Consider the following 26,293-nt stretch of genomic DNA (forward strand, 5'->3'; position numbering starts at 1 on the left):
CCGTCCCGGGATCCCCACTATTCACAAGCCGTTCATGGCCCGAACATCTGCACGTCGGGCACGGCGCCTGCGGTTCAAGACCAGGTTTTGTCGGCGGCCCTCCCTACGATCGAGTCGTGCTCACCGCACTCGTCGTGCTTCCACTCGCCTGCGGGCTGTTCGTCGGCGTGGTCGAGCACAGTCCCGGGATGGGGTTCCAGGCCTTCTACCTGATGGTGCTGCTCGAGGTGCTCGTCGGCTGGTCAACCAAGCGCCGATGGCCGCGCGGCGGGCGCGCCGACGCCACCCTGCGGGCGATCGACGCCATGGACGGCGTCGAGTTCGAGGGCTACGTGGCCGCCCGCCTGCGTCGGGCGGGCTGGCGGGTGACCTTGACCCCGCCGGTCGGGGACTACGGCGTCGACCTGATCGCCGAACAGGACGGCCACTCGGTGGCGGTCCAGTGCAAGCGCTACGGCAAATCGGTGGGTGTCGCGGCCGTCCAGCAGGTGGTTTCCGGCGCCCGCCACCATGGGTGCGCGCGGAGCATCGTGGTGAGCAATCAGGAATTCACCAGGGCCGCAAAGCAGTTGGCGCACACCCATGGCTGCCAGCTGATCGGCCGCAAGGTTCTGCAGGCGTGGGTGCCGCCACCCGCGGGCAGCGCGAAGAACGTGGCGGGAAGAAAATCGGCCCAGCCGGTGTCTGAACAGTAGATCGGGCCGGCCCCAGTCCCTCCCCCCCGACGGTGCGGCCGGCCCGATTCTCAATCTTTTAGAAGTCCCAGTCCTCGTCCTCGGTGACGACGGCCTTGCCGATCACGTAGGACGAGCCCGAGCCGGAGAAGAAGTCGTGGTTCTCGTCGGCGTTGGGCGACAGCGCCGACAGGATCGCCGGGTTCACGTCGGTCTCGTCCCGCGGGAACAGCGCCTCGTAGCCCAGGTTCATCAGCGCCTTGTTGGCGTTGTAGCGCAGGAACTTCTTGACGTCCTCGGTCAGCCCCACCTCGTCGTAGAGGTCCTGGGTGTACTCAACCTCGTTGTCGTAGAGCTCGAACAGCAGCTCGTAGGTGTAGTCCTTGAGCTCGGCCCGCTTGGCCTCGTCGACCAGCGCCAGCCCACGCTGGTACTTGTAGCCGATGTAGTAGCCGTGCACGGCCTCGTCGCGGATGATCAGCCGGATCATGTCGGCGGTGTTGGTCAGCTTGGCCCGGCTCGACCAGTACATCGGCAGGTAGAAGCCGGAGTAGAACAGGAAGCTTTCGAGCAGCGTCGAGGCCACCTTGCGCTTGAGCGGCTCGTCGCCCTTGTAGTACTGCATGACGATCTCGGCCTTGCGCTGCAGGTTGGGGTTCTCCTCCGACCAGCGGAACGCGTCATCGATCTCGGCGGTCGAGCACAGCGTGGAAAAGATGTTGCTGTAGCTGCGGGCGTGCACCGACTCCATGAAGGCGATGTTGGTGTAGACGGCCTCCTCGTGCGGGGTCAGCGCGTCGGGGATGAGGCTGACCGCCCCGACCGTGCCCTGGATGGTGTCCAGCAGCGTCAACCCGGTGAACACCCGCATGGTCAGTTGCTTCTCGCCGGCCGTCAGCGTCGCCCACGACGGCAGGTCGTTGGACACCGGCACCTTCTCCGGCAACCAGAAGTTTCCGGTCAGCCGGTCCCAGACCTCGGCGTCCTTCTCGTCCTGCAGCCGGTTCCAGTTGATCGCCGAAACGCGGTCAATCAGCTTCATGTTTTCGGTCACCAGAACCCCACTTCACACGCCGTTTTGCCTGAGGGACGTCAGGCTCCAAACACTACCCCTGGGGTACGACAACGGGGCGGAACACAAGAAGTTGTGTTTTGCGTGTCGTGCCCGGGCGCCGCGTTCGATGTCACTTCCTCAAGTATTGCGCGATTGCCGGGCCATGCGAGGAGACGCTACCCAAGCGGCCGGTCTCGATGTACCATTTGGTACATGCTTACCGAAGACAGCATTGAGATCGACGCGCCACCGCAGCGGGTGTGGGATGTCTTCAGCGACGTCCAGCGCTGGCCCGAATGGACCGCCTCCGTGACGTCGCTGGTCGGCCGGGACGGGCCCGCGCTCGCAGTCGGCAGACGCTTCGCGATCAAGCAGCCCGGCATGGCGAAGCTGATCTGGAAGGTCACCGAGATCCACCCGGGCTCATCGTGGACGTGGGTCCAGCGCTCCCCCGGTGTGCTGGTGAGCGCCCGGCACGACGTCACCGCGCTGCCCGGCGGCCGCACCCTGGTACGTCAGCAACTGGATCAGCGCGGTGTGCTCGGCGCACTGGTCGGACGGCTGATGACCACCAAGACCAAGCGATTCCTCAAATTGGAGGCGCAAGGACTCAAGGCCCGGTCTGAGCAACTCAGCCGCGCCGATGGCGCGCACTGAAGATTCCGAACGGCGCCGGCAGCTGCTCGACGCACTCGTCACCGAGTTCGCGGCGGGCGGCGTGGGCGACCGATCGTTGCGGGACGTAGCCGCCGCGGTGGGCACCAGCCATCGAATGCTGCTGCACCACTTCGGGTCTCGCGAGGACATGCTGTTGGCTGTCGTCGAGGAAGTGGAGCGCCGCCAGATGGGCGCCCTGGCCGACCTACCCCGGACACCGGCCGAGGGCTTCGCCGCCATGTGGGCCGACGTCCGCCGACCCGAGCTTCGCCAAGCCGAACGCCTCTTCTTCGAGTGCTATGCCCGCGCCGCCCAGGGCGAAAGACCATTCGACCGAATGGTTCCCGGCGCGGTCGACGGGTGGCTCACGGAAATCGGGGCGCTGGACGGCGATTCGGACCCCGCGCTGGCCCGGCTCGGGCTCGCCGTGATCCGCGGCCTGCTGCTCGATCTCGCCGCCACCGACGACGACGCCGGCGTCGACGCCGCCGCGCAAGCTTTCGCCAGCCTGCTGCGCCGCTGAGCTACTCGGCTTTCGGCAGCACCGAGATGAGTGTGTCCACAAGCTCTTCGGCGTTGGTGTGCCACTTGTCCAAGTCCATGTGACCGCTCAAATCCAATCCCGTGATCCCGTGGGCACTGGTCAAGAGCAACGCCCCATAACGCCGGGCGTGCTCAGGACCCGTGATCCGGCCAATGATGTCGAGAAACAGATCCTGCGCGCGTTCGGCCACCCGCATCGCCTCCGTCGGATCTCCCGGCGGCGGGGTGAACATCAGCCGGTACAGATGCGGTCGCGCGCGGCCCAACTCGATCAGCGCGAGCAGACCCGAGCGCAGGGACTCCTCGGGCGGATCGTCGCTATCGACCAATGCCTGTAGCAAGTCACCCAATTCGCTCAGGGCGTCAGTGGCCAGGACCGCAAGCAGCGATTCCTTGTCGGCGAAGTGGCGATACGCCGCCGAGCGGGAAACCCCGGCCCGGGCGCCTACCTCGCGCAACGTGACGGCCTCGACGCCGCCGAGGTCGAGAAGCGCGCCGGCCGCCTCGAGCAGCGAGCGGCGCGTTGCCGCAGCCGTCTCCGCTCGTGTCGCCATCCGCCGAGCATAAGCGGAGACTTCAGTTGACACTGTCAACTCAACCAGTTAGGTTCAGTTGACAGTGTCAACTCAAAGGCTCGGATGCCGAATGGAGACCGTGATGACTTCCCCGCATTCCACCGACCGCAATCAGCTGATCGTCGTGACCGGCGCATCCACCGGCATGGGTGCCGCTACCGCGAGATTGTTGGCCCGCAATGGTTTTCATGTGCTCGCCGGTGTGCGTCGCGACGTCGACGCGGACGCGCTGCGGGCCGAGCGCATCGAACCGCACATCTTGGACATCACCGTCGAGTCGGACGTCGTCGCGATGGCCGATCGTGTCGCGAATGATCCACTGCGCCGCCCCCTTCGCGCGCTGGTCAACAACGCCGGGATCGCGATCAACGCGCCGGTCGAGACGCTGCCGATTGCGCAGTGGCGCAAGCAGTTCGAGGTCAACCTGTTCGGACACATCGCGATGACTCAGGCGCTGCTGCCGGCCCTGTTGGACGGCAAGGGCACCGTCGTGAACATAAGTTCCGTCGGCGGGAAGGTCGTCTTGCCGACGTACGGCGCATACGCCGGTTCGAAGTTCGCGCTCGAGGCGGTCAGCGACGCCCTGCGCCGCGAGGTCGGAGGTCTCGGGGTCAAGGTCGTCGTCGTCGAACCCGGCGCGGTCAAGACCGAAATGGCCGAGCGGGGAATCGCCACCGCGGAGGCCCTGATGGCCGACATGTCCCCTGCCCAGCTCGCACGCTACGACGCGCTCGCAGCGGCCGTCACCGCCCAAGCCCGATCGTTCGGCGAGGACGGCGTCCCGGCCGAACACGCCGCCGAGGTGATCGTGAAGGCGGCGACCGCGTCTCGCCCCCGGACCCGCTACACCATCGGGCGCGACGCCGCGATCCTCACGCGGGTCAGCCGTGTCGTGTCCGACCGGGTGCTGGATCGCATCGTGCGCCTTAGCCTTCGCTCATTCGCGAAGGGGTCGGAGTCAAGCGAACGGCGCAGCGCCGCAACCACCTCGGCCGGCGCCTAGCCGGTCGGACGGGTTCGCCGATCAGCCGGAGGTGTGGACGATCAGGACGTCGGTCTTGGCCCTGCGGGAGACTTCTGACGGGACCGATCCCAGTAGCCGCCCCGCGACGCTGCTGAGGCCGACGTTGCCGACAACCAGCAGGTCGGCATCGACCTCCTCGGCGAGCTGCACCAGCGCGTTGATGGGGGGACCGACGATGGCCCTCTCCTCCACGTTCTTGGCCCCGGCCTGGTGCGCCCGCTCCCTGGCGTTCTGCAAAATCGCGTAGAACGGGGCGTGTCCCAGCGTCCGGTAGTCCTGACCGTGGTCACTCCCCGGCGGGATGGCGTAGCGGCCGCGTTCCTCGGGAACCGGGAGATGCGCCGTCGCGACGATCAATGTCGCGCCGTGATCCGCGGCCGTCGCGGCGGCGCGCTCCACCGCACGGAGCGACGACTCCGAGCCATCGGTGCCGACCACAACGATCTGATAAGCGCACATTCCTCACTGAGTGTAGGCCCTGGACGCGCTCCCCGGCAGTCGTCGCGCGACCACCGCGGCTCAGCCCTGTGCGGCCGCCGCGACGCGCTTGGCGCCCGACCCGTTGCCGAAGAACTCGTACTCCTCGGGCTTGACCGAGCGCGTCTCCCGCCAGTACTCCCAGGTGTAGCCGCCCCACAGCACTGTGTTCTTGCCGTGCTCGTCGAGGTACCAGCTGGCGCAGCCACCGCTGTTCCACACCGACGGTCCCAGCCGGCGCTGCAACTCGTCGTTGAAGGCGTCCTGGGCGGCGCGCGTGGGCGCGAGTGCCTGCACGCCCAGCTTGTCGCAGGTCTTGATCGCGCTGGCGACGTAGCGGATCTGGGACTCGATCATGAACACCACCGAGTTGTGCCCCAGGCCGGTGTTCGGTCCCAGCAGGAAGAATAGGTTGGGCATGTCGGCGACGGTGATGCCGCGGTGGGCGGCGATGCCCTCCCGGTTCCAGCGGTCCACCAGGTCCTCACCGTTGTGGCCCTTGATCTGCACGTAGGTGTAGGAGTCGGTGACGTGGAACCCGGTGCCGTAGACGATCACGTCGACGTCGCGCTCCGTGCCGTCGGCGGTGACGATCCCGGTGGGCGTGATCCGCGCGATGTGGTCGGTGATGAGCTCGGTCTTCGGGTCGGCGACCGCGCGATAGTACGTGGAGGAGTTCAGGATTCGCTTACAACCGATGCGATAGTGCGGGGTCAGTTTGCGGCGCAGTTCGCGGTCCTTGACCGACCGGCGGATGTTGTATTTGACGTAGGCCTCGATGAATTTCAGCGCGTTGGGACGCTTGGTCATGCCGATCGCCAGCGCCTCCTGGCCCCAGTAGATCGCGAGACGCGTCATTGCCCGCAGGCCGGGGACGTTCGCCATGGCCCGGCGCAGCGCCACCGGAATCTCGGGGTTGGAGCGCGGCACCACCCACGGCGGGGTGCGTTGGTAGAGCTGAAGTTCGGCGACCTGCCCGACGATCTCCGGCACGATCTGGATCGCGCTGGCGCCGGTGCCGATCATCGCCACCCGCTTACCGGTCAGGTCGACGCTGTGATCCCACTCCGCGGAATGGAAAGCGGGACCGCGGAATTCGTCGCGCCCCTCGATGTCGGGCAGGGACGGGATGTGCAGCGCGCCCGCGCCCGAGATCAGGAACTGCCCGACGAATTCGCGGCCGTCCTCGGTGAAGACGTGCCAGCGTTGCTCGTCGTCGTCCCAGTGCGCCCGATCGACAAGCGAATTGAACTCGATGTAGCGGCGCAGGCCGTATTTCTCGGTGACGCCCTTGAGGTAGTCCCAGATCTCGGGCTGGTAGGAGAACGGGTTGCGCCAGTCGGGCTTGGGCTCGAACGAGAACGAGTACAGGTGCGAGGGGATGTCGCAGGCGCACCCGGGGTAGCTGTTGTCGCGCCAGGTGCCGCCGACGTCGCCGAACTTTTCCAGAATGACGAAGTCCACACCCTGCTGCTGCAGCCGGATCGCCATTCCCAGGCCGGAGAACCCGGTCCCGATGATGATGGCGCGGGTGTGCACGGGCTGGTGTGCGGATGTCGGTTCGGCGTGTGTCACAACGTCGGTCACGGTGGATCGATCTCCCTGCTAGAAATACCCGGTACCCAGGGTATCGAATGGCACGAGTGTCGACGATCGCTGCGGCGATGTCAACGTGCTTAGGACCTCAGCTGGCCGCGGGGTTGCTGGGCACCACGCTGTGCACCGGCTGATCCGGGTTCATCGCGATGCCGAGCACCTCCGCGGTGCCGACGATGACCCCGACCATGATCGTCGTCAGGTGCGCGACGAACTGGTCGCGCGGCATGCGCCGCGCGCTTTGCGGGTCGGGGCCCAGCCACCATTCGGTGGCCGAGGCGGCCGAGCCGAAGGCCGCGTGCGCGGCCAGCTCGAACGCCGCATGGTCGAGTTCCATTTCGCGCAGCTCGTTGTCGAAGAGATCCGCCATCGCCAGCGTGATGCCGCGGCCCTCGTTGAGGGTCTGCGGGCTGGCGGCCGAGCGGCCCTGGATGAAGACCCGCAGCACGTTGGGGTGCAGATCGACGAGGTTGACGTACTCGTCGACCGCGCGCCGGATCACCTCACGCGCCGAGTCGGTTTTCAGGTCGATGGCCGGGAAGATCGCCGCCCAGAGCATGTCGCGCAGCCGTTCCCCGATGGCCTGGAACAGGTCGGACTTGTCGTGGAAATGACGGTAGATCTTCGGCTTGGCCGTGCCGGCCTCCTCGGCGATCTCCCGCACGCTCAGCTCGGGGCCCAGGCGGTCGATGGCGCGAAAGGCCGCATCCACGATCTCGCCGCGCACCTTCTTGCGGTGTTCGCGCCAACGCTCGCTGCGCGCGTCGACCTTCGCCCCGGGCGGCTTGACGCTGGGGTGGGGTGGTCGGGAGGGTCGAGGCATTCTCACCACGTCATGCACCATACCCCCCGGGCCGGCCGTCGAGCCCCTGACCTGGGCAGACCAGGCGGCCGGAGCCCCGACCCGGCGGTCAGAGCATGCAGGACACGCAGCCCTCGACCTCGGTTCCCTCCAAGGCCATCTGCCGCAGCCGGATGTAGTAGAGCGTCTTGATTCCCTTGCGCCAGGCGTAGATCTGCGCCTTGTTCACGTCGCGGGTGGTGGCGGTGTCCTTGAAGAACAGCGTCAGGCTCAGCCCCTGGTCGACGTGCTGGGTGGCGGCGGCGTAGGTGTCGATGACCTTCTCGTAGCCGATCTCGTAGGCGTCCTGGAAGTACTCCAGGTTGTCGTTGGTCATGTAGGGCGCCGGGTAATAGACGCGGCCGATCTTGCCTTCCTTGCGGATCTCCACCTTGCTGGCGATCGGGTGGATCGAGCTGGTCGAGTGGTTGATGTAGGAGATCGACCCTGTCGGCGGGACGGCCTGCAGGTTCTGGTTGTAGATGCCGTGCGCCTGCACCGACTCCTTCAGCCGCTTCCAGTCGTCCTGGGTGGGGATGCGAATGTCCGCGTCGGCGAACAGCTGACGCACCTTGTCGGTCTGCGGCTCCCACACCTGCTCGGTGTACTTGTCGAAGAACTCGCCCGAGGCGTACTTCGACCGCTCGAAACCGCCGAACGCCGTGCCCCGTTCGATGGCGATGCGGTTCGACGCCCGCAGCGCGTGGTAGAGCACCGTGTAGAAGTAGATGTTGGTGAAGTCGATGCCTTCCTCGGAGCCGTAGAAGATCCGCTCCCGGGCGAGGTAGCCGTGCAGGTTCATCTGCCCCAGCCCGATCGCGTGAGACTCGTTGTTGCCCTGCTCGATCGACGGCACCGACGTGATGTGCGTCTGGTCGCTCACCGCGGTCAGCGCTCGGATCGCCACCTCGATCGTCTGCGCGAAGTCCGGCGAATCCATCGCCTTGGCGATGTTCAGCGAGCCGAGGTTGCACGAAATGTCTTTGCCCACCTTGGAATACGACAGATCGTCGTTGAACTCAGACGGCGTGGACACCTGCAGGATCTCCGAGCACAGGTTCGAGTGGGTGATCTTGCCCTCGATCGGGTTGGCCCGGTTCACCGTGTCCTCGAACATGATGTAGGGGTAACCGGACTCGAACTGCAGCTCGGCCAGCGTCTGGAAGAATTCCCGCGCCTTGATCTTCGTCTTGCGGATGCGCGCGTCGTCGACCATCTCGTAGTACTTCTCGGTCACCGAGATGTCGGCAAACGGCACGCCGTAGACCCGCTCGACGTCGTACGGCGAGAACAGGTACATGTCCTCGTTCTTCTTGGCCAGCTCGAAGGTGATGTCGGGGATCACCACGCCGAGGCTGAGCGTCTTGATCCGGATCTTCTCGTCGGCGTTCTCCCGCTTGGTGTCCAGGAAACGGTAGACGTCGGGGTGATGCGCATGCAGGTACACCGCGCCGGCGCCCTGGCGCGCACCCAGCTGATTGGCGTAGGAGAACGAGTCCTCGAGCAACTTCATGATCGGGATGACGCCCGAGGACTGGTTCTCGATGTTCTTGATCGGCGCGCCGTGCTCGCGAATGTTGGTCAGCAGCAACGCAACCCCGCCGCCACGCTTGGACAGCTGCAGCGCGGAGTTGATCGATCGCCCGATCGACTCCATGTTGTCCTCGATGCGCAGCAGAAAGCAGCTCACCGGCTCGCCGCGCTGCTTCTTGCCCGAGTTCAAAAACGTCGGGGTGGCCGGCTGAAACCGGCCGTCGATGATCTCGTCCACCAGCTTCTCGGCCAGGGCCGTGTCACCGGCCGCAAGGGTGAGCGAGACCATGACGACGCGGTCCTCGAAGCGCTCCAGGTAGCGCTTCCCGTCGAACGTCTTCAGCGTGTAGGAGGTGTAGTACTTGAACGCGCCCAGGAACGTCGGGAAGCGGAACTTCTTGGCGTAGGCGCGGTCCAGCAGCGACTTGACGAAGTTGCGCGAGTACTGGTCGAGAACCTCACGCTCGTAATAGTTCTCGCGGATCAGGTAGTCGATCTTCTCGTCCTGATTGTGGAAGAAGACGGTGTTCTGGTTGACGTGCTGCAAGAAGTACTCGCGCGCGGCCAACACGTCCTTGTCGAACTGAATCTTGCCGTCCGCGTCGTACAGATTCAGCATCGCGTTCAGCGCGTGGTAGTCCGTCTCACCGGGCAACGCGTGCGCGCCGGACGTTACAGGCTCTGCAGTGACGGTTGGTGGCACGTCTGTTCCTTCCAGAATTCTTCCAAGCCCGCGCGGACGGCTTCCACGTCGTCCGGGGTTCCCATCAGTTCGAAGCGGTAGAGGTACGGAACGCCGCATTTGCGGGAGATCACGTTGCCCGCATAGGCGAATTCGGCACCGAAGTTGTTGTTGCCCGCGGCGATGACACCGCGGATCAACGACCGGTTCTGCTCGTTGTTCAGGAATGCGATGACCTGCTTGGGGACATAGCCACCGGCATTGAGGTCCGGGGTGGCCCGGCCGCCGCCGTAGGTGGGCAGGATCAGCACGTACGGCTCGTCGACCTCGATGCGCCCATGCAGCGGTATCCGTGTGGCGGGAACACCCAGCTTCTCCACGAAGCGATGGGTGTTCTCCGACACCGAGGAGAAATAGACCAGTGGCGATCGCAAGCGCGGCGCACCCGGGCGAAGCGGGTCGCCACTCATCCAGCCTGGGTTGCGCGAGTGCACCGCAACCTCCTTCTTACCTAACGTCCGGCTAAGCGCTGAGAGCCGATTCCGCGAGCGCCTTGATGCGGTCCGGCCGGAAGCCCGACCAGTGGTCGTTGCCCGCCACCACCACGGGGGCCTGCAGATAACCCAATGCCATCACGTAGTCACGCGCCTCGTTGTCGAGCGTGATGTCGACCTTCTCGTAGCCGACGCCCTGCTTGTCCAGGGCCTTGAACGTGGCGCTGCACTGCACGCATGCCGGCTTGGTGTACACGGTGATGCTCATGGAAGCCGCTCCTTTGCGGAAGGTGGGACTTGTAACGGACTGGCAACTACTCGGGTACTGCAACAAACGCTGTCTTTGCTGTGTTTCAGCGGCCCGTCAAGCCCCCACGTTCCCGTCCTGCGGCCGTCGGGGTCGAATGACCTGTGTGCCGATTTCGGGTGGTGAACCAGGGCCCGGTCGGCCTGGTGAACCTGGGATCTGCCGGTGCTCGAAACACTACACCTAGTGGCTGACAAGATGTCGAGATACAACATGTTCGGAATAACAATTCTGAAATTCGCTGGTCGTAAGGCTTCCGCGGCGGACACGCCCGGCGTGTCGCAGGTCACAATCTTCCTCGAAGCCGCGCATGCGAATCGTTGTATCACCGACCACCGACAAGCCCCGTCAACGCGCACCGATGCCGCCCCGGGCCAGGCCGTCCGGGCGACCACTAGCAAAGCCGCCAGCGAGGGCTGGCGGCTTCGGCTATCCGATTGCGGCAACCCTGCTGGTCGCCCGGCGATCGGCTTGTTGACTTCTGCCAATCAGGCGACTTCGGCGGCCAGCTTCCCTAGGGCATCGCGCACGTGGTCCGAGAGCTCGCCGTGCTCCGCGGGGGCCTTGCCCTCGAGCGTTTTGAACGGCACCGAGAGCTTGATCGACTCGACCACGCGGGCGCCGGCGATGCCGAACGACTTACGGGTTTCGTCGTGGGCCCATACGCCGCCGTACTGGCCGAAGGACCCCCCGATGACCGCCAGCGGCTTGCCCTTCAGCGCGCCGTTGCCGAACGGGCGGGACAGCCAGTCGATCGCGTTCTTGATGACGGCCGGGATGCTGCCGTTGTATTCCGGCGTGACCACCAGGGCGGCGTCGGCGTCGGCCGCCGCGGTGCGCAGCGCGGCCACCGGGGCCAGCGGCGGCGCGTCAGTGTTCATCGCGTCGTCGATCTCCTCGTTGTAGAACGGCAGCTCCGCCAGCCCTTCGAACACCGTCACGCTGACGCCTTCGGGGGCGATGTCGGCCGCGAGTTCGGCGATCTGACGATTGATCGACGCCGTGCGCAGGCTCCCCACTAACGCCAAGACCTTGATGTTGTCTGCCACCGTTCTGTATCCCTTCATTCGTTGGTCTCCATCCTCGCACACACAACCGGACTACAGTCCGGTTCTATTCCCGCCGCGTTAAAGTACAGGGATGAGCAGTGTCGAGCGGTTGGGCGAACTGCCCGTCTACCAACTCCAGGCAGCCCAGCCGGAGCGGGGCGACGCGGCACGCAACCGCGCCCTCCTGTTGGACGCGGCCCGCAGGCTGATCGCCGAACGCGGCGCGGACGCGGTCACCATGGACGACGTCGCGGCCGCCGCCGGCGTCGGCAAGGGCACGTTGTTTCGCCGGTTCGGCAGCCGCGCCGGCCTGATGATGGTGCTGCTCGACGAGGACGAGCGAGCCAGCCAGCAGGCCTTCCTGTTCGGCCCGCCTCCCCTGGGACCCGACGCCCCACCGATCGACCGACTGGTGGCGTTCGGCCGGGAGCGCATCGGATTCGCGCACGCCCATCGCGAACTGCTGTCGGAGGCCCACCGCGATCCGCAAACTCGCTACAGCGCGCCCGTCCTCGTGCACCACACCCACATCCGGGTGTTGCTCGAGGCGGCACACTCCACCGGCGACCTCGACGCTCAGACCGATGCCCTGCTGGCCCTCCTCCACGTGAACTATGTCGAGCACCAGCTCAACGAGCGCGGCCACACCCTGCAGACGTTGGGCGACGCATGGGAAAGCGTGGCGCGCAAGCTTTGTGGGCGATAGCGGAATGACCGCGCCGCCGGCACCGCTCTGGGTCCTGCACGTCGACCTCGATCAGTTTCTGGCGTCGGTCGAGTTGCGCCGCCATCCCGAGCTGATCGGGCTGCCGGTCATCGTCGGCGGCAGCGGCGACCCGACCGAACCGCGCAAGGTGGTCACCTGCGCCTCCTATGAGGCCCGGGAATTCGGCGTCCGCGCCGGCATGCCGTTGCGGACGGCCGCGCGCCGCTGCCCCGAGGCGACGTTCCTGCCGTCGGATGCCGCCGCCTACGACGCGGCCTCCGAACAGGTGATGGCGTTGCTGCGCGACCTGGGGCACCCGGTCGAGGTGTGGGGTTGGGACGAGGCGTACGTCGGGGTGGCGGGGGCCGACCCGATCGGGGTCGCCGAAGAGATCCGGACCGTCATCGCGTCGGAAACCGGGCTGTCGTGTTCGGTGGGGATCAGCGACAACAAGCAGCGCGCCAAGGTCGCGACCGGCTTCGCCAAACCGGCGGGCATCTTCACGCTCACCGACGCGAACTGGATGACCGTGATGGCGGACCGTCCGGTCGACGCCTTGTGGGGCGTGGGCCCGAAGACGACGAAAAAGCTTGCGGCGCTGGGGATAACGACGGTCTGGGAGCTCGCACACAGCGATGCCGAGTTGTTGACGTCCGCGTTCGGCCCACGCACCGGACTGTGGCTGCTCCTGCTGGCCAAGGGTGGCGGTGACGCGCAAGTCAGCGCCGAGCCGTGGGTCCCGCGCTCGCGCAGCCACGTCGTCACCTTCCCGCGCGACCTCACCGACCGCTCCGAAATGGATTCTGCCGTAACGCAATTGGCCGAACAGGCGTTGGTGGACGTCCTCGCCTCCGGCCGCATCGTGACCCGCGTCGCGGTCACCGTGCGAACCGCGACGTTCCACACCCGCACCAAGATCCGCAAGCTGGAAGCACCGACCACCGGTCGCGACACCGTCGTGGCGGCGGCGCTGCGCGTGCTGGACCTATTCGAGCTCGACCGCCCGGTTCGGCTGCTCGGGGTGCGCCTCGAACTGGCCATGGGAGACTAGCGGCGCGGGTGCGGGCCGCAGCGCGCGGGTGAACACCACATTGACCTGACGCATGGCCACGCTGTAGGGCCACCAGGCCAGTCGTTTGAACGCGTACAGCGCCCGGATGTCCGGCGACGTATATATCAGGTAGCGGTTTTTGGCGACGCCCGCCAAGATCTTCGCGGCCGCCTTCTCCGGCGAGACGGCGTGGCCGCTGAAGCGGTTCACCCAGCGCGCGACCTTGGGGTCTTCGCGGTCCACGCCGGCGATCTCGACGGTTTGGACCAGCGGGGTGTTGACCGCGCCCGGCACCACGACCGACACGCCGATGCGGTGCCGGGCCAGGTCGAAGCGCAGCACCTCCGACAGCCCGCGCAGTCCGTATTTGCTTGCGCTGTAAGCGGCATGCCACGGCAGCGCAACCAAACCGGCCGCCGACGACACGTTGACCAGGTGCCCGCCGTTGCGGGCCGCCACCATCGGCGGGACGAACGTCTCGATGACGTGGATCGGACCCATCAGGTTGATCGCGATCATCTTGCTCCACTGATCGTGGCTCAGCCGGTCGACGGTGCCCCAGGCGGAGACTCCGGCGATGTTGAGCACGACGTCCATGCTCGGGTGGTCGCGATGGATGTCGGCGGCGAACGACGCCACCGCGTCGTAGTCCGCGATGTCGAGGGCCCGGTGCGCGGGCACTTCCGCGCCCAGGGCGCGCGCGTCGGCCACGGTCTGCTCGAGCCCGTCGCGGTCCCGGTCGGTCAGATAGAGCTCGGCGCCGTCGGCGGCCAGCCGCAACGCGGTGGCACGGCCGATGCCGCTGGCCGCGCCGGTGACCAGACACCGTTTGCCTGCGAAGTACCCCTGCTGCCCCATTGCGGTGACGATACCGGCGGTAGCGCCCTACGGACGCCCGCCCCAGAGCGCGTGCAGCCACAACCGCTCGAGCACGTGCACGCGGCGGTCGAGATCGCTGTCGCGGCCGGCCAGGATCGGATCGCCGGTCAGCATCAGCGCGGTGGTACCGGCCAGGGTGCGGATCAGGGTGGGCAGGTCGTCGCTGATCGGGTGGGCGGTCCCCGCCTTCATCTCGGCCTCCACGATCGCGACGATCTGGCCCAGCACCGCGTCGAACTGCCGATCCATCAGGTTGCGGATCTCGACGTCGGTGTTGCGCGCCTCGTTGCAGGCGGTCATCACCGGGTCGTTGTGCGCGTAGACGGCCGCCGCGCTGCCGACCATGCGTTTGGCGAACTGCTCGGGGGACTCCCCCGGCTCCCGCGGCGCGAAATCCTGGGTGAGTTCTTCGAGTTCCTCGGCGGCCTCGGCCATCAACTGGGCGAGAACGGCGTACTTGGAATCGAAATAGAAGTAGAAGCCGGACCGCGCCACCCCCGCCCGCACACTGATGCTGCTGACCGACAGCTCAGCGAATGGCTTCTCCTGCAGCAGTTCCCGCACCGCCTGCAGGATCGCCTGGCGCTGCTTGTCGCCGCGCCGTTGCCCGCCCGGTTCCGGGGTGGCGGGGTGGCTGCTCATTCCCCGACCTTGCACCACGCCGGGAAAAAAGCAAACTTGACAGCCGTCAAGTTTTTTCCGAAGGTTATTAGACAGTGACGGCTGTCACCTCGGAGGGAACGCGCAAAGGAGCGTCTATGACCGCCACCATCAGCACCCCGCAATACCTGTTGGACCAGGCGCGGCGCCGGTTCACCCCATCGGTCAACAACTTTCCCGGCATGGGCGTCGCGGAGCGCAAGCTGCGCACCGTCCAGTTCCCCGAACACGTGTTGGCCCAGCCGCCGCCGGGCAGCGGGCTCAAACCGGTGGTGGGTGACGCGGGGCTGCCGGTGATCGGGCACCTCATCGAGATGCTGCGCGGCGGCCCGGATTACCTGATGTTCCTGTACCAGACCAAAGGGCCGCTCGTCTTCGGCGACTCTCCCCTCCTGCCGTTCGTCGCGGCGCTGGGCCCCGACGCCGCCCAGGAGCTCTACTCGAACCGCAATAAGGACTACTCCCAGCAGGGCTGGACCCCGGTGATCGGCGCCTTCTTCAAGCGCGGCCTGATGCTGCTTGACTTCGAAGAGCACCTGTTCCACCGGCGAATCATGCAGGAGGCGTTCATCCGCTCCCGGCTCGCCGGTTACGTCGAGCACATGGACAGGGTGGTGTCGCAGGTCATCGCCGACGACTGGGTGATCGACGACCCGCGCTTCCTGCTCTACCCGGCGATGAAGGAGCTGACCCTCGACATCGCGTCGATGGTGTTCATGGGCCACGAGCCCGGCACCGATCGTGAGCTGGTGACCAAGGTGAACAGGGCGTTCACCATGACCGTCCGGGCCGGCAATGCGATCATTCGCAACCCGGTGCCGCCGTTCACGTGGTGGCGCGGAGTCCGGGCCCGACAACTGCTGGAGAACTACTTCGACGAACGAGTCAAGGAGCGCCGCGGCAAGGACGGCAGCGACCTGCTGACCGTGTTGTGCCAGACCGAGGACGAAGACGGCAACCGCTTCTCCGACGAGGACATCGTCAACCACATGATCTTCTTGATGATGGCGGCGCACGACACGTCCACCACCACCGCGACGAACATGGCTTACCAGCTCGCCGCGAATCCGCAGTGGCAGCAGCGCTGCCGCGACGAGTCCGACCGCCTCGGGGATGGACCGCTCGACATCGAATCGCTGGAGAAGCTGGAATCGCTGGATCTGGTGATGAACGAGTCGATCCGGCTGGTGACCCCGGTGCAGTGGGCCATGCGCCGGACGGTGCGCGACACCGAACTGCTGGGCCACTACCTACCGAAGGGCACCAACGTCACCGCGTTTCCGGGGGTGAACCACCTGCTGCCCGAGATCTGGACCGACCCGTTGAAGTTCGACCCGGAACGGTTCACCGAGCCGCGCAACGAACACAAGCGGCACCGGTACGCGTGGACTCCGTTCGGCGGCGGCGCGCACAAGTGCATCGGCATGGTTTTCGGCCAGTTGGAGGTCAAGACGATCATGCATCGGCTGCTGCGTCGCTACCGGCTCGAGCTGCCCCGGCCGGGCTACGAGTCGAAGTGGGACTACCGCACCATCCCCATCCCGATGGACGGCATGCCGATCGTGCTGCGCCCCCTGTAGGCCTCAGGCGAGCAGGCGGTTGGCGCAGGCGACCACCGCACGCAGCGCCGACTGCGTCGAATCGTCCGACCAGCCCATCGCCCATTCGGCGCGGGCCCCGTTGCTCCCGCAGACGAACGTGACCGTGCGGCCGCCGGAGCCCAGCTGATGAAACTTGACGATCTCCACCGGGATTCCGTGATCGTGCAGCATCGCGCTCAACGCCGCGATCGGGCCGCTGCCGCCGGCGGTCGAGGTGCTGATGCGGTCACCGACGGCGATCACGGCCTGGAAGTTGCGGGCCTGCGGCCCCGGCCGCCTCTCGGTGTCGGTGCAGGCCCAGCTGCCCAGCCGGACGGGCCCGCCCGCGTGGGCGTAGGTCGCGACGAAATCATCCCAGGACATCGCGCCCGCCTGCTCCCGCAGGCCGCGGGGCAGCGGGGCGCCGAACTCCCGGGCGAACACCGCCGTGGCGGGGGCCGGAGTACTGGATTGAGCGAGCCGCTCGGGAATGGTCATGGTGCCGGTCTTCTTCGGTCGAAAGGAGTGACCGACGGCAGTAGCTTCCGACCCACAGCGGGGGGTCGGTCTGGGTCAGACCCCGCTGCGGGCGCTAGCTACTACGGCTCGATCGAGAAGACGCACGAGCGCAGACTTTAGCCCTACACGGCCCTGACGTGCAAGTTCCGCCTCGGGTCATAACGCGGCGACCCGTCGCGAAATTCTTAAGAAATTTTGGTTTACGTGTGTGCAACAGGGGGTATGAGGCGAGGGCAACAGTCGTTCAACGGCTGTGCAACAACCCCTCGAAGGAATGATGAAAGAAGGCTCATCATGAAGGCAAAGAGCATCAGGAAATCTCTTAAATCAGCCACCGTGGCCGTCGGGTTGGCCGCGGTGTTATTACTCCCGACTGGATGTGCTTCCTCAGCGGCCGGCAGCGGTGGACTGCTCGGCGGCACGGTCGGCGGCGGTAGTGGCGGTATTTTGGGTACGGTCGGCGGAATTGTCGGCGGCCTCTAACTGATTTTCAGGCGGCCCTCGGGAAGCGATTCCCGGGGGCCGCTTGCGTCATCCGGTCGGCCCGGCCGACGGCTCGAACCGCAGATACGCCTGAATGGTCGTACCGCTGGGCGTCGTATGCGTGCGCACCAGGTCCGAGATGGCGTTGACCAGATAAAGTCCCCGGCTGGCGGGCCCGCACGGCCCCGGGTCCAGCCGGCCTACGAGCGGATCCTCGAAGCACCCGGTGTCGCGCGCCTCGCAGACCAGGTATCCGTCGTCTCGCCAGAAGGCGAGCTGACAGGCTCCATCGGTGTACATCAAGCTGTTGCTGGCCAGCTCGGTGGCGACCAGTTGCAGATCTTCGATTCCGTCCTGCGACAAGCCAATCCATCCGGCGTAGTTGACGGCGAAGGACCGTGCGGGACTGAGGTCCGCCGACTTGCTCACCGTGTAGGTGACGGCCCCCGGCTTGGCGGGCAGCGGCCGGTTGCAGCGCTGCAAGGCGGCATCGGGCGCGTAGTCGGTGCTGCGCTGCAGGGCGCCGCCCCGCCACAGCAGAGGGTGTGTCGCCCGCACGTCCGCGAGCACATCGTCGTCGAGCCGGCTTCCGTCGTAGAGGCACAGCCCGGTCACCTGGTAGCCGTCCATGGCCCCGTTGACCAGCGCCTCGTGCTCCACGCAGGCGACCAACTCTTCCTCGGTGCGGCCGGGCCAGGCGAGTTGACTGACGATGCGCACCCGCCGGTCGGGGTGGTCATCGACGAAAGACCCCTCCATGGCCATGAATCGGCTCGGGTTGCGCCCCGCCTCGGTGATGTCGAGCAGTTGGAGATCGCCCGGCAGCTCGCCCGGGCCGAGCGCGTCGTGCAGCAAGACCAACTTGTCGGACGGCACCGCAACCAGTACCGCCTCGTCCATCGCCAACCCGTCGCTGACGAAGCGGGTGACGAAATCCAGGTACTCCTGCTGGGATTGGTAGATGAGTGCGGAGTGGACGAAGCCGAGCTGGCCAATTTCGGTGCCCGTCGTCACTCCAGGACTCTCGCTTTCGATCACTGAATGCCAACCCCCTGCTGGACCGGCCGTTAAGTTCTCCCTCCCCAGTACCCGCGGCGGGCCTTCGCTATACCGAGCTGCAGATCACATCTGAGAACTCAGTATTCGCTAAAGCCACCAGGAGGCGGCCGCGTCCAGATGACGGCGCACGCGGTAGCGGGCCAGGCTCTCGTCACCGGCCTCGATCGCGTCGGCAATCCGCTGGTGAGCGTGGTGAACGGCCAGGACGTCCGCCCAGGTCGGTGGCGCCTGCCCGGTGCTGGACCAGTGCCGCCGGAACAACTCGACGATGATGCGCAGAAACAGGTCGAGCAGCGTGTTGCCGGCCAGCTGGGCCAGTCCGACGTGAAACCGGAACTCCTCCGCCGAGGCGTCCGCCACATCGCCGGGCGTTTCCTCGACGTCGGACCGATGCGCGGCCACAAAGGCGGCCACTTCCGGTTCGCCGCACCGCTTGACGACCTTGGCGACGTTGTCGATCTCGATGGCGTCCCGGACGCAACGGAGGTCTTCGCGACTCGGGTCGCGGTACTGCAGGTATAAGGCAATGGTGTCGATGCTGGCCTGCGCCCGGGGCCTGGCGATGACGAGGCCGCCACCGGGCCCGCGGCGCATGTGCGCGATCGAGTGATATTCGAGCAGCCGCACCGCTTCCCGGAGCACCGCGCGGCTCACCCGGTACCGCTCGAGAAGGGCCGTTTCGGTGCCGAAGACGGATCCGACCTGCCAGCCGCTGGCAGCGATGTCGTCGCCGATCGTGGCCGCCAGCATCTCCGCCAGCTTGCCGCGGGCCACCTCGATGTTGAGCGGCCGCGGCTTGCGCCGCCGGCTCGGGGCGCCGGGGTGGTGGTGCTGTAGCCACGCGGTCACGGCCTCGACGTGCCGCTGGCTGAGCGTTTTGGCGCGCGCCGAGTCGCCGGCGGTGACGGCCTCGACGAGCTCGGAGTGGTCGATGTGCATCCGGTCGATCGCCTCGGTGGCCTCGGTGGCCGAGTCGGTCCGCGACTGCAGGGCATACCGGGTGGTGAGGCGCATCAGCACGTTGACAAAGAGTTGCAGGACCGGGTTTTTCGATTGCTCGGCCAACGCGATGTGGAACTCGTCCCGCGGCGTGGGGAGCCCCGGCCTCCACTCCTCTTCGCCCCGCAGCACCGCCCGCAACCGGGCGATGCCCGCCTCGTCGATCCGTTCCGCGGCCAGCGAAGCCGCCAGCGGTTCGAGCACAAGGCGCGCGTTGAGCAGGTCGCCCAGGGTGGTGCCGAGGTATTCGAGATAGATCACGACGGCGCGGGTGGCGGGCCCGGCATCGGGCTCGCAGATGATCAGACCGCCACCGGGCCCGCGGCGCATGCGGGCGACCTGATGGTGTTCGACGAGCCGGACGGCCTCGCGCAGGACCGAGCGGCTCACCCCGAAGCGCTCTTGCAACGCGTGCTCGGAACCGAGCGATTCGCCGATGGCCCAACCGCGGCGAACGATCTCCGCCTCGAGGTCCCGCGCGATTCCGGAAGCCAGTTTGTTTGCGAGGCCGGTACTCATATCAAGCCCAACGGCGTTCGGGCGCAGGGGATTTCAGCATGTGAGCAACATGCAGCCAGCGACGGGCCCGCCGCCGACCGACACGACGCCGACGTCCGGGCGACGCGATACCTGCCGCTCCCCCGCTTCCCCGCGCAACTGCAGACAACCCTCGTGCAATGCCCAGTAACCGTGCATGCGCCCCGCCGACAGCTGGCCGCCGTAGGTGTTGAGGGGAAGGTCCCCGTCGCGGGCGATCCGAGCGCCACCTTCCACGAACGGCCCGGCCTCCCCGTCACCGCAGACCCCGAGGGCCTCCAGCCACGCCAGGGTGAGATAGGTGAAGCCGTCGTACAACTCGGCGACCTTGAGGTCGGCCGGCTTCAGGTCCGTGCGCGACCACATCTGCGCCGTCGCGTCCGACATCGCCATCTTCGGGTAGTCGTCGCGGTGGAACCAGCCCCCGGCGCCGTCGGACCCGCCGATCGCCTCCACCGCCACCGCGCGGTGGGGGCAATCCCGGGTGTAATCCGTGTGCGAGACCACCACCGCAATCGAGCCGTCGATCGGGACATCGCAGTCCAGCAGGCCGAACGGGGTGGAGACCGGCCGCGCGCTCAGGTAGTCGGCCATCGTCATCGGGTCGCGATACACGGCGCGCGGATTCAGGGCGGCGTTGCGCCTGCCGTTCAGGGCGACCCAGCCCAGCTGTTGCTTGGTGGTCCCATACAACTCCATGTGGCGCCGGCAGTTCAGCGCCAGCCAATTCGCGGCGGAATAGGCGTTGGCCGCGACCAGGTCGTTGACGTCGTCCATCGCGCCCACGGCGGGCCGTTCCGCACCCTCCGGCGTCTCGAACATCCGGGCCAGCGGCGGCGCGGGCGCGTTCTCCTGCGGCTTCACCGGGACGGTGCCGCCGAGCATTTGGATGGTCCGGTACACCACCACGTGCCGGGCGCGACGTTCGGCGACCGCGCGGCACGCCGACATCACCGGGCTGAGCAAGCCGCCGGTGCCGAAGCCGGATCCGCAATCGGCCGCTTCGATCCGCAGTTGGGCGTTGACCTCTGCGGCGGGGGTGTCGCCCAGCGTCGCGATGCCGTCGATGTCGGCGGGGGCCAAGCCGGCGTCTTCGATGGCGGACCGCACCGCCTCCATGGTCAGGTCCACGCCCGCGATGCCGGTGCGCCGGCCGATCCGAGAGATGCCGATGCCGGACAGGATCGCGTCCTTCTCGAAATGCGTCATGCACACCGCCCGTCAGACCATCGAATCAATTGAGTGTACTGTATTCGTCGTGCCGGACGAGCCGCTGCTCATCGAATACTGCGAGGACTGCGCGCGCTGGGTGCATCCGCCTGCCGGCGAATGCCGCACGTGCAAAGCCCCGCTGGTCGCCCGGCCCGTCTCCGGGCGTGGCACCGTGTTCACCTTTACGGTGAACCACCACCCGTACAACCCGGAGATCCCGGTTCCGTACGTGATCGCCATCGTCGAACTCGCCGAACAAGAGGGCCTGCGGATGGCCGCCAATGTCGTTGACTGCGAACCCGATTCGGTCACGTGCGGTATGCCCGTCGCGATCCGGCCGGACAGGGGCAGCGGCGGGGCTCCGCTGTTCGCACCCACCTGAGCGGAGCAGCTAGTTGATCAGCGGGTCGCGCGGCATGCCGAGGATCCGCTCGGCGATCTGATTGCGGGTGACTTCCGAGGTGCCGCCGGCGATCGCCATGCCGCGTGCGCCCATCGCCAGCCTGCCCACCACCGCACCGGGGCCATCCATGAGTGCGACCTCCGGGCCGGCCAGCACCGCCCAGATCGCGGCCCCGTCGACCATGTGCTCGGCCAGCTTCAGCTTGGTGATGTTGCCTTCCGGGCCGGGCCCGGCCCCCTCGACGCTGCGGGCCGCGCGACGCAGGTTCAGCAGCCGCAGCGCATGGTCGTCGGCGAGGAAGGATCCGATCCGGACCGGCGCTCCCGCCAGGCGGTCCGACTGCTGCGCGAGCTGGACCAGGGTGGGCGCCAATCCCTCGTAGAACGACCCGCTGCCGCCGATGCTGACCCGCTCGTTGCCGAGCGTCGCCCGGGCGACGGTCCAGCCGGAGTTGGGCGCCCCGACGACGTCCTCGTCGGGGACGAAGACGTCGTTGAAGAAGACCTCGTTGAACTCCGAGCCGCCGGTGATCTGCCGCAGCGGGCGCACCTCGACGCCCGGGCCCTTCATGTCGATGATGACGGTGGTGATGCCGGCGTGCTTGGGGGCGTCCGGATCGGTGCGCACGGTGGCCAGGCCGCGCTCGCAGTACTGCGCGCCGCTGGTCCAGACCTTCTGCCCGTTGATCTTCCAGCCGCCGTCCACCCGGGTGGCGCGGGTCTTCACGGACGCCGCGTCGGAGCCGGCCTCGGGCTCGGAGAACAGCTGGCACCAGATCTCTTCCTGGCGCAGCGCCTTCTCCACGAATCTTTCGATCTGCCAATCGGTTCCGTGCTGGATCAGGGTGAGGATCACCCAGCCGGTGATCGAGTAGTCGGGGCGCTTGATGCCGGCCGCGCGGAATTCCTCCTCGATGACCAGCTGCTCCACCGCGTCGGCGGCGCGACCCCAGGGCTTCGGCCAGTGCGGCATGACGTAGCCCGTCTCGATCAGCTTGTCGCGCTGCGCCGCTTTGTCCAGGGCGGCGATCTCGGCGGCGTCGGCGCGGATCCGGGTGCGCAGCTCCTCGGCCTCGGCAGGCAGGTCCAGGCTGTTCTCCCGTTTGGCGCCTGCGGCGGTGCGCTCGAAGACATCCCGGGCCGGCGCGTCACCGCCGAACAGCGCCGCAACCACCAGCGCGCGGCGCAGGTGCAGATGCGCGTCGTGCTCCCAGGTGAAGCCGATGCCGCCGTGCACCTGGATGTTCAGCTCGGCGTTGCGCGCATAGGCGGGGAACGCCAGGGCCGCCGCCACCGCGGCGGCGAGCCGGAACTGGTCCTCGTCCTCGGACGCCGCCCGCGAGGCGTCCCACACCGCGGCGACGCCCGATTCGGCCGCCACCAGCATGTTGGCGCAATGATGCTTCACCGCTTGGAATGTCGCGATGGTGCGCCCGAATTGCTGCCGCACCTTGGCATAGTCCACGGCGGCGTCGACGCAGTCCGCCGCGCCGCCCACCGCCTCGGCGGCCAACAACGTCCGGGCCCGGGCCAGCGCGGAAGCCCGCCCGCCGGTCAGGATGTCGTCGGCGCCGACGTTGACGTTCTCCAGGCGCACGCGTCCGGAACGCCGGGTCGGGTCGAAGTTGTTCGGCACCTCGACCGATACGCCGGCACGGTCACGCTCCAACAGCAGCACGTCCTCGCCTGCGGCGATCAGCAACAGCTCGGCCAGCCCGGCGCCCAGCACGATCCCGGCGTCACCGTCGGCGACGCCGTTCTTGAGGCGCACCTCCCCGTCCAGACCGATTCCAGCGGTCACGGTCCCGTCGATCAAGCCGGGCAGCAGCCGCGACTTCTGTTCGGCGCTGCCATCTTTGGCGATCACCGCCGACGCGATCACGGTCGGCACGAACGGCCCCGGCGCTACGGCCCGGCCGAGTTCTTCGACCACCACCACGAGTTCGGGCAGCCCGAAGCCGGATCCGCCGTGCTCTTCGTCGATGTGCAGGCCGAGCCAGCCCAGCTCGACCAGGTTCTGCCAGAACGCCGGCCGGGATTCCTCCGCGGCGTCGAGCAGCGAACGCGCCGCCCAACGGGCCTTCTGCGAGGTCAGGAACGCGCGGGCGACCCCGGCGAGTTCGCGGTGGTCGTCGGTCAGTGCGATACCCATGAGGGGCCCTCCTCGCTACCGGCTGGGTAGCCTGCCCCGCTTCGAGGGGAAGCGGGGCGGCTGCCTAAAGAGTGTACTTAATGCGGGGAGGGCGACCCGTGGGGGTGGCTACTTGGGCGCGAAGCGCTGGCCCGCGTCCAGCCGCAGGCACTGGCCGTTGAGCATCGGGTTCTCGACGATCGCCGCAACCAGCTTGGCGTACTCGATCGGCCGGCCGAGGCGCTTGGGGAAGGCGGCGTCCTTGGTGAGCGCCGACGCGAATTCGTCCGGAATCCCCTGCGTCAACCCGGTGGCGAACAGGCTCGGCGCGATCGCCAGCACCCGGATGCCCAGCGAGCCCAGGTCCCGGGCCATGGTCAGGCACATGCCGGCGACGCCGGCCTTGGCGGCGGTGTAGGCGACCTGCCCGATCTGCCCCTCGAACGCCGCGATCGACGCGGTGTTGATGATGACGCCGCGCTCCTCGTCCTCCGGCTCGTTCTTGGCCATGTGCGCGGCCGCGAGCCGGCTGATGTTGAAGGTGGCGATCAGGTTGAGGTCGATCACGGACTGGAAGGACTCGAGGTCGTGGGGACCGGACTTGGTCATCGTCCGCTTGGCGATGCCGCCACCCGCGGTGGTGATGATGACATGCAGGCCGCCCAGTTTGTCGACCGCGGTCTGCAGCGTCTCCTCGGTGCCCTTGAAGTCGGTGACGTCGACCGGATAGAACGCGCCGCCGACGGCCTCGGCCACGGTCTTGCCGTCGGAACCCTCACGGTCCAGGATGGCGACCTCCGCCCCGCGCTCGGCCAGCAGCTCAGCGGAGGCGCGACCCATTCCCGACGCGCCGCCGATGACGACGACCTTCTTCCCGTTGATCTCCATCCGGACCCTTCCTTTCGGGTTGTCAGATCCCTAGCAATCTGTAACGTTACGTAGGCACGCTAGCGTGTGCGCCGCCGAGGGTTGACCCCGCCTTGTTCGAGACCCGTGCCAAGCTGATTTCGTGCTCCTCCTCGACGTGGCGACGACCTCACTTGACGTAGGCGGCACGTCGTCACGGCTGAGCAAGGTCGCCCACATCGCCGACCTGTTGCGCCGCGCCGCGGCCGACCCCGACGAAGTCGCCATCGTCGTCTCCTGGCTCTCGGGTGAGTTGCGCCAGCGCCAGATCGGGGTCGGCTGGGCAGCGCTGCGGTCACGGCCGCCCCCGGCGCCGCATCCGGCGTTGACCGTCGCCGCGGTGGACGCCAGTTTCTCCGAGATCGGGGCGGTGTCGGGCAAGGGATCGCAGGCGCGCCGCGCGCAGCTCATCACCGGCTTGTTCGCCGCCTCGACCGACATCGAGCAGACCTTCCTGCTGCGGCTGCTCGGCGGGGAGCTGCGCCAGGGGGCGCCGGCCGGGATCATGGCCGACGCGGTGGCCAAGGCCGCCGGCCTCCCCGTCGCGGCGGTACAGCGCGCGGCGATGCTCGGCGGGGACCTGCCCGGCGTCGCGGCGGCCGCCATGGGCGGCGGCGCCCGGGCGCTCGAGGCGTTCGCCCTGCGCGTCGGACGGCCGGTCGGCCCGATGCTGGCGCAGACCGCGACCGGGGTGGCCGATGCGCTGGAACGCCACGGCGGCACAACGATTTTCGAGGCCAAGCTGGACGGCGCCCGGGTACAGATTCACCGGTCCGGCGACCAGGTCACCGTCTACACCCGAAGCCTCGACGACGTCACCGCCCGGCTGCCCGAGGTGGTGGAGGCGACGCTGGCGCTGCCGGTGCGCGACCTCATCGCCGACGGCGAGGCGATCGCGCTGCGGGCCGACAACTCACCGCACCGCTTCCAGGTCACCGCGTCACGGTTCGGCCGATCGGTCGACGTCGCTGAAGCCCGTGCGGCCCAACCTCTTTCGGTGTTCTTCTTCGATATCCTGCACCGCGACGGCGCCGACCTGCTCGCGCGCCGACCACCGAGCGGCTGGCCGCCCTGGACGCGCTGGTGCCGGCCGCGCAGCGGGTCGATCGGCTCGCCACCACAGACGCCGACGAGGCGGCCCGGTTCCTGGAGGCGACGCTCGCCGCCGGTCACGAGGGCGTCATGGCCAAGGCGCCGCAGGCGCCGTATCAGGCAGGCCGCCGCGGCGCGGGCTGGCTCAAGGTCAAGCCGGTGCACACGCTGGACCTGGTGGTGTTGGCGGTGGAGTGGGGATCGGGGCGCCGACGCGGCAAGCTCTCCAACATCCACCTGGGGGCGCGCGACCCCGCCACCGCCGAATTCGTGATGGTGGGAAAGACTTTCAAGGGCATGACCGACGCCATGCTGGACTGGCAGACGGCCCGGTTCAGCGAACTCGCCGTCGGCGGGACCGACGGTTACGTCGTGCGGCTGCGGCCCGAGCAGGTGGTCGAGGTGGCCCTGGACGGGGTCCAGAAATCCTCGCGCTACCCCGGCGGTGTGGCGCTGCGGTTCGCTCGTGTGCTGCGTTACCGCGACGACAAGAGCCCGTCCGAGGCCGACACCATCGATACCGTGCGGGCGCTGTACTGACAAACCGAGCGCTGCCGGTTTCGCGCGCGTA

General features: G+C 67.5%; 26 protein-coding genes and 1 pseudogene. 10 read left to right on the top strand and 17 right to left on the bottom strand.

Annotation, left to right across the window (positions count from 1 at the left end; genetic code table 11):
- Window positions 1–116: 116 nt before the first annotated feature.
- Window positions 117–695, top strand: a complete 579-nt coding sequence (locus A9X03_RS03405) for a restriction endonuclease (RefSeq protein WP_067751222.1) — start codon at window positions 117–119, stop codon at window positions 693–695.
- A 58-nt stretch (window positions 696–753) separates the two neighbouring features.
- On the opposite strand, the gene nrdF is transcribed toward A9X03_RS03405, so the two are convergent.
- Complete coding sequence (gene nrdF / locus A9X03_RS03410) at window positions 754–1,728, bottom strand: class 1b ribonucleoside-diphosphate reductase subunit beta (RefSeq protein ID WP_197501105.1); 975 nt, start codon at window positions 1,726–1,728, stop codon at window positions 754–756.
- Window positions 1,729–1,941: 213 nt separating this feature from the next.
- On the opposite strand from nrdF, the gene A9X03_RS03415 reads away from it, so the two are divergent.
- Together A9X03_RS03415 and A9X03_RS03420 are read left to right on the top strand one after the other, a co-directional pair.
- Window positions 1,942–2,385 (top strand): SRPBCC family protein, encoded by a 444-nt coding sequence (locus tag A9X03_RS03415; RefSeq protein ID WP_067756558.1) that lies wholly within the window; start codon window positions 1,942–1,944, stop codon window positions 2,383–2,385.
- Complete coding sequence (locus A9X03_RS03420; RefSeq protein ID WP_067756561.1) at window positions 2,372–2,908, top strand: TetR/AcrR family transcriptional regulator; 537 nt, start codon at window positions 2,372–2,374, stop codon at window positions 2,906–2,908. Before A9X03_RS03415 ends, A9X03_RS03420 begins: the two co-directional genes overlap by 14 nt.
- Before the next feature lies 1 nt (window position 2,909).
- Here the strand turns inward: A9X03_RS03420 and A9X03_RS03425 are convergent, their stop codons facing one another.
- A complete protein-coding gene (locus A9X03_RS03425; protein ID WP_067756571.1) occupies window positions 2,910–3,482 on the bottom strand; it encodes a TetR/AcrR family transcriptional regulator in 573 nt (190 codons plus the stop codon).
- Window positions 3,483–3,585: 103 nt separating this feature from the next.
- On the opposite strand from A9X03_RS03425, the gene A9X03_RS03430 reads away from it, so the two are divergent.
- On the top strand, window positions 3,586–4,506 hold the full coding sequence (locus A9X03_RS03430) for an SDR family NAD(P)-dependent oxidoreductase (RefSeq protein ID WP_067756633.1): 921 nt from the start codon (window positions 3,586–3,588) through the stop codon (window positions 4,504–4,506).
- 21 nt (window positions 4,507–4,527) lie between these two features.
- On the opposite strand, the gene A9X03_RS03435 is transcribed toward A9X03_RS03430, so the two are convergent.
- The 7 genes from A9X03_RS03435 to A9X03_RS03465 form a co-directional block, all read right to left on the bottom strand.
- Window positions 4,528–4,986 carry a universal stress protein gene (locus A9X03_RS03435; RefSeq protein ID WP_067756574.1) on the bottom strand — a complete coding sequence of 153 codons (459 nt, stop codon included), beginning with the start codon at window positions 4,984–4,986 and terminating at the stop codon, window positions 4,528–4,530.
- A gap of 60 nt (window positions 4,987–5,046) precedes the next feature.
- Window positions 5,047–6,591, bottom strand: coding sequence for an NAD(P)/FAD-dependent oxidoreductase (locus A9X03_RS03440; protein ID WP_067756577.1), 1,545 nt, complete (start codon window positions 6,589–6,591; stop codon window positions 5,047–5,049).
- Between the two features lie 97 nt (window positions 6,592–6,688).
- The gene (locus A9X03_RS03445; RefSeq protein WP_156670148.1) at window positions 6,689–7,432 is read right to left on the bottom strand and encodes a TetR/AcrR family transcriptional regulator; all 744 of its coding nucleotides are present in this window, start codon (window positions 7,430–7,432) and stop codon (window positions 6,689–6,691) included.
- 79 nt (window positions 7,433–7,511) lie between these two features.
- Window positions 7,512–9,677, bottom strand: a complete 2,166-nt coding sequence (gene nrdE, locus A9X03_RS03450; protein ID WP_068259683.1) for a class 1b ribonucleoside-diphosphate reductase subunit alpha — start codon at window positions 9,675–9,677, stop codon at window positions 7,512–7,514.
- Complete coding sequence (gene nrdI / locus A9X03_RS03455) at window positions 9,647–10,090, bottom strand: class Ib ribonucleoside-diphosphate reductase assembly flavoprotein NrdI (RefSeq protein ID WP_231969176.1); 444 nt, start codon at window positions 10,088–10,090, stop codon at window positions 9,647–9,649. Before nrdI ends, nrdE begins: the two co-directional genes overlap by 31 nt.
- A gap of 88 nt (window positions 10,091–10,178) precedes the next feature.
- On the bottom strand, window positions 10,179–10,418 hold the full coding sequence (locus A9X03_RS03460) for a redoxin NrdH (protein ID WP_067274703.1): 240 nt from the start codon (window positions 10,416–10,418) through the stop codon (window positions 10,179–10,181).
- Between the two features lie 527 nt (window positions 10,419–10,945).
- The gene (locus A9X03_RS03465; protein ID WP_231975342.1) at window positions 10,946–11,506 is read right to left on the bottom strand and encodes an NAD(P)H-dependent oxidoreductase; all 561 of its coding nucleotides are present in this window, start codon (window positions 11,504–11,506) and stop codon (window positions 10,946–10,948) included.
- A gap of 91 nt (window positions 11,507–11,597) precedes the next feature.
- On the opposite strand from A9X03_RS03465, the gene A9X03_RS03470 reads away from it, so the two are divergent.
- Together A9X03_RS03470 and A9X03_RS03475 are read left to right on the top strand one after the other, a co-directional pair.
- Complete coding sequence (locus tag A9X03_RS03470; protein ID WP_067756589.1) at window positions 11,598–12,212, top strand: TetR/AcrR family transcriptional regulator; 615 nt, start codon at window positions 11,598–11,600, stop codon at window positions 12,210–12,212.
- A 4-nt stretch (window positions 12,213–12,216) separates the two neighbouring features.
- Window positions 12,217–13,263: a DNA polymerase IV gene (locus tag A9X03_RS03475; RefSeq protein ID WP_068259690.1), complete on the top strand. Its 1,047-nt coding sequence runs from the start codon at window positions 12,217–12,219 to the stop codon at window positions 13,261–13,263.
- Here the strand turns inward: A9X03_RS03475 and A9X03_RS03480 are convergent.
- Both A9X03_RS03480 and A9X03_RS03485 read right to left on the bottom strand, forming a co-directional pair.
- Window positions 13,198–14,121, bottom strand: a complete 924-nt coding sequence (locus tag A9X03_RS03480; protein WP_067756595.1) for an SDR family oxidoreductase — start codon at window positions 14,119–14,121, stop codon at window positions 13,198–13,200. The genes A9X03_RS03475 and A9X03_RS03480 overlap by 66 nt on opposite strands.
- 27 nt (window positions 14,122–14,148) lie before the next feature.
- On the bottom strand, window positions 14,149–14,784 hold the full coding sequence (locus A9X03_RS03485) for a TetR/AcrR family transcriptional regulator (protein ID WP_067756598.1): 636 nt from the start codon (window positions 14,782–14,784) through the stop codon (window positions 14,149–14,151).
- Window positions 14,785–14,900: 116 nt separating this feature from the next.
- Here A9X03_RS03485 and A9X03_RS03490 point away from each other — a divergent pair, with 116 nt between their 5' ends.
- Entirely contained in the window at window positions 14,901–16,382 is a 1,482-nt protein-coding gene (locus tag A9X03_RS03490; protein WP_068259694.1) for a cytochrome P450, read from the top strand.
- Between the two features lie 3 nt (window positions 16,383–16,385).
- Here the strand turns inward: A9X03_RS03490 and A9X03_RS03495 are convergent, their stop codons facing one another.
- Window positions 16,386–16,880 (bottom strand): alpha-isopropylmalate synthase regulatory domain-containing protein, encoded by a 495-nt coding sequence (locus A9X03_RS03495; protein WP_068259697.1) that lies wholly within the window; start codon window positions 16,878–16,880, stop codon window positions 16,386–16,388.
- Between the two features lie 315 nt (window positions 16,881–17,195).
- On the opposite strand from A9X03_RS03495, the gene A9X03_RS28160 reads away from it, so the two are divergent.
- Entirely contained in the window at window positions 17,196–17,384 is a 189-nt protein-coding gene (locus A9X03_RS28160) for a hypothetical protein (protein WP_082950395.1), read from the top strand.
- Between the two features lie 48 nt (window positions 17,385–17,432).
- Here A9X03_RS28160 and A9X03_RS03500 read toward each other — a convergent pair whose 3' ends face one another.
- The 3 genes from A9X03_RS03500 to A9X03_RS03510 form a co-directional block, all read right to left on the bottom strand.
- Window positions 17,433–18,422: a sensor histidine kinase gene (locus tag A9X03_RS03500; RefSeq protein WP_067756608.1), complete on the bottom strand. Its 990-nt coding sequence runs from the start codon at window positions 18,420–18,422 to the stop codon at window positions 17,433–17,435.
- 108 nt (window positions 18,423–18,530) lie between these two features.
- A complete protein-coding gene (locus tag A9X03_RS03505) occupies window positions 18,531–19,961 on the bottom strand; it encodes a FadR/GntR family transcriptional regulator (protein WP_068259700.1) in 1,431 nt (476 codons plus the stop codon).
- A gap of 33 nt (window positions 19,962–19,994) precedes the next feature.
- The gene (locus tag A9X03_RS03510; protein WP_067756614.1) at window positions 19,995–21,188 is read right to left on the bottom strand and encodes a thiolase family protein; all 1,194 of its coding nucleotides are present in this window, start codon (window positions 21,186–21,188) and stop codon (window positions 19,995–19,997) included.
- A gap of 49 nt (window positions 21,189–21,237) precedes the next feature.
- On the opposite strand from A9X03_RS03510, the gene A9X03_RS03515 reads away from it, so the two are divergent.
- Entirely contained in the window at window positions 21,238–21,573 is a 336-nt protein-coding gene (locus tag A9X03_RS03515) for a Zn-ribbon domain-containing OB-fold protein (protein WP_068259703.1), read from the top strand.
- 9 nt (window positions 21,574–21,582) lie between these two features.
- Here A9X03_RS03515 and A9X03_RS03520 read toward each other — a convergent pair whose 3' ends face one another.
- Window positions 21,583–23,745: an acyl-CoA dehydrogenase gene (locus tag A9X03_RS03520; protein WP_068259706.1), complete on the bottom strand. Its 2,163-nt coding sequence runs from the start codon at window positions 23,743–23,745 to the stop codon at window positions 21,583–21,585.
- Window positions 23,746–23,853: 108 nt separating this feature from the next.
- Window positions 23,854–24,612: an SDR family NAD(P)-dependent oxidoreductase gene (locus A9X03_RS03525; RefSeq protein ID WP_067756623.1), complete on the bottom strand. Its 759-nt coding sequence runs from the start codon at window positions 24,610–24,612 to the stop codon at window positions 23,854–23,856.
- 121 nt (window positions 24,613–24,733) lie between these two features.
- Here A9X03_RS03525 and A9X03_RS03530 point away from each other — a divergent pair.
- Window positions 24,734–26,262, top strand: a pseudogene (locus tag A9X03_RS03530) (ATP-dependent DNA ligase).
- Window positions 26,263–26,293: the final 31 nt, after the last annotated feature.

Source organism: Mycobacterium sp. E1715 (assembly GCF_001667625.1).
GTDB lineage: Bacteria > Actinomycetota > Actinomycetes > Mycobacteriales > Mycobacteriaceae > Mycobacterium.

What these genes read in the sequence shown, in the direction of transcription:
- A9X03_RS03490 (WP_068259694.1), top strand. Translation starts at nt 14,901, where the DNA reads ATGACCGCCACCATCAGCACCCCGCAATACCTGTTGGACCAGGCGCGG.
- A9X03_RS03495 (WP_068259697.1), bottom strand. Translation starts at nt 16,880, where the DNA reads ATGACCATTCCCGAGCGGCTCGCTCAATCCAGTACTCCGGCCCCCGCC.
- A9X03_RS03470 (WP_067756589.1), top strand. Translation starts at nt 11,598, where the DNA reads ATGAGCAGTGTCGAGCGGTTGGGCGAACTGCCCGTCTACCAACTCCAG.
- A9X03_RS03460 (WP_067274703.1), bottom strand. Translation starts at nt 10,418, where the DNA reads ATGAGCATCACCGTGTACACCAAGCCGGCATGCGTGCAGTGCAGCGCC.
- A9X03_RS03435 (WP_067756574.1), bottom strand. Translation starts at nt 4,986, where the DNA reads ATGTGCGCTTATCAGATCGTTGTGGTCGGCACCGATGGCTCGGAGTCG.
- A9X03_RS03520 (WP_068259706.1), bottom strand. Translation starts at nt 23,745, where the DNA reads ATGGGTATCGCACTGACCGACGACCACCGCGAACTCGCCGGGGTCGCC.
- A9X03_RS03510 (WP_067756614.1), bottom strand. Translation starts at nt 21,188, where the DNA reads ATGACGCATTTCGAGAAGGACGCGATCCTGTCCGGCATCGGCATCTCT.
- A9X03_RS03525 (WP_067756623.1), bottom strand. Translation starts at nt 24,612, where the DNA reads ATGGAGATCAACGGGAAGAAGGTCGTCGTCATCGGCGGCGCGTCGGGA.
- A9X03_RS28160 (WP_082950395.1), top strand. Translation starts at nt 17,196, where the DNA reads ATGAAGGCAAAGAGCATCAGGAAATCTCTTAAATCAGCCACCGTGGCC.
- A9X03_RS03485 (WP_067756598.1), bottom strand. Translation starts at nt 14,784, where the DNA reads ATGAGCAGCCACCCCGCCACCCCGGAACCGGGCGGGCAACGGCGCGGC.
- A9X03_RS03420 (WP_067756561.1), top strand. Translation starts at nt 2,372, where the DNA reads ATGGCGCGCACTGAAGATTCCGAACGGCGCCGGCAGCTGCTCGACGCA.
- A9X03_RS03415 (WP_067756558.1), top strand. Translation starts at nt 1,942, where the DNA reads ATGCTTACCGAAGACAGCATTGAGATCGACGCGCCACCGCAGCGGGTG.
- A9X03_RS03475 (WP_068259690.1), top strand. Translation starts at nt 12,217, where the DNA reads ATGACCGCGCCGCCGGCACCGCTCTGGGTCCTGCACGTCGACCTCGAT.
- A9X03_RS03505 (WP_068259700.1), bottom strand. Translation starts at nt 19,961, where the DNA reads ATGAGTACCGGCCTCGCAAACAAACTGGCTTCCGGAATCGCGCGGGAC.
- A9X03_RS03425 (WP_067756571.1), bottom strand. Translation starts at nt 3,482, where the DNA reads ATGGCGACACGAGCGGAGACGGCTGCGGCAACGCGCCGCTCGCTGCTC.
- A9X03_RS03430 (WP_067756633.1), top strand. Translation starts at nt 3,586, where the DNA reads ATGACTTCCCCGCATTCCACCGACCGCAATCAGCTGATCGTCGTGACC.
- A9X03_RS03480 (WP_067756595.1), bottom strand. Translation starts at nt 14,121, where the DNA reads ATGGGGCAGCAGGGGTACTTCGCAGGCAAACGGTGTCTGGTCACCGGC.